The organism is Variovorax sp. P4_D9 (assembly GCF_056401695.1).
In genome coordinates, this window is sequence record NZ_JBFUIU010001377.1 from 1 (window position 1) to 1,545 (window position 1,545).

Here is a 1,545-nt window from a genome sequence, read left to right on the forward strand (position 1 = left end):
ATATAGAACTAGGGTTTACGCTATGATCGTCTCCATATTTGCTTGTAAGAATGATTGTCGTGAAGAGAAAATCAGCCGCAGTAGTCCCCCTTCAACAGCACAGTTCACGGGCTCAGATGCTTTCGGAATCGAATGCATTTGCAGGCAAACCTGCAGATCACAACTTGGAGCGCGCGATCCCGTACTTGCTTGCACGTGCAGGAACAAGAATGGGGCAGTCGTTCAGCAGGGAGCTCAAGCAGTTCAACTTGTCGCTGACGGAGTGGCGTGTCTGCGTCGCCCYGCACCACAAGGAGCACCAGCGACTGTCGGACCTGGCGTTGCACACGTCGACGGACCCGTCCACGCTCTCAAGAGTGGTCGACGGTCTCTTGCAGCGTGGCGTACTGGTGCGCGAGCGATCGAACGAGGATGCTCGTGCGCTCGCTCTTGGTTTGACAGAGGCGGGACGAGATCTCACCTTGCGAATCATTCCCCTTGCTCAGTTGTATGAGCGTGTGTCGTTGTCCGGACTGAGCAGCGCGCAAGCAGAGTCCCTTCGAGACATGCTTGTCATGGTCTATGACAACCTTGGGGTGTTGGATACCGAGTGAGTCCGCGCGCGGGCCCGCAAGGGTGCGCCGGAGCCTAGAAGCGTGACCTGACGAAGTTTCGCCATCTTCGGTTGGATGCCACGTATCCTCATGCAGAAAGAGAACGGAGACGGCAAAGTGAACATCAACTCGATCGATCTGAACCTTTTTCTGGTCTTTCAGGCGATCTACAACACGCGCAGCGTCACGCTCGCAGGTGACCGTCTTGGCATGACTCAGTCCGCGGTGAGCAACGCCCTCAAGCGCATGCGCGAACGCTTCAACGATGCACTGTTTGTACGTTCGGCGGACGGGATGGTCCCGACGCCGGTTGCCGAGCGCCTGATCGCGCCCATCGAGGAAGGCCTTGCCTACCTGGTGCAGGCGGTCGACCAGGGAAGAACATTTGACGCGCCGACATCGAGCCGTTTGTTTCGAATCGCCGTCAATGACATCGGTCAGCTGGTCATGATGCCCGAGTTGCTCTCGATCGCTCGAGGCGTCGCGCCCGGAATTCGCTTCGAGACTGTGGACGTCTCGATGACCGAAGCCCGACAGCGGATGCTCCACGGACAGATCGACATAGCGCTGGGCAGTTGGGAGATGATGGGGCCATCTTTTTATCAGCAGCGACTATTTGACGAGACTTTCGTGGTGCTCGTGTCCAAGTCGTCACCCTTGGGTACTCGGGAGMGGATTGATCTTGAAGACTATCTCGCGGCCGAGCATGTCGCTTACAGGCCGCAGGGCACAACCGACTTCCAGCTCCAGCAGACTTTGGAAAAAGCGGGCGCGCTCGATTGTCGACGAGTAGTTTTGACGGCCGCCCACTCGCTCGGCTTAGCGTCGATCGTTGCCTCGTCCGGGCTTTTGATGACCGCGCCGGCTAGGCTCGCCAACGCGATGGTGGCGTCGCGCACCGACCTGCGCACGATCGCTGCGCCATTCGAAGTTGCGCCGTTCGAAATACACC

2 protein-coding genes are annotated in these 1,545 nt (G+C 58.3%); both read left to right on the forward strand.

What is annotated here, in order from left to right:
- The first annotated feature begins 209 nt into the window (after positions 1-209).
- Complete coding sequence (locus AC1DY5_RS55115) at positions 210-593, forward strand: MarR family winged helix-turn-helix transcriptional regulator (protein WP_478122612.1); 384 nt, start codon at positions 210-212, stop codon at positions 591-593.
- Positions 594-710: 117 nt separating this feature from the next.
- Positions 711-1,545 (forward strand): LysR substrate-binding domain-containing protein (locus AC1DY5_RS55120; RefSeq protein WP_478122613.1); only part of this gene is annotated, 835 nt, incomplete at its 3' end.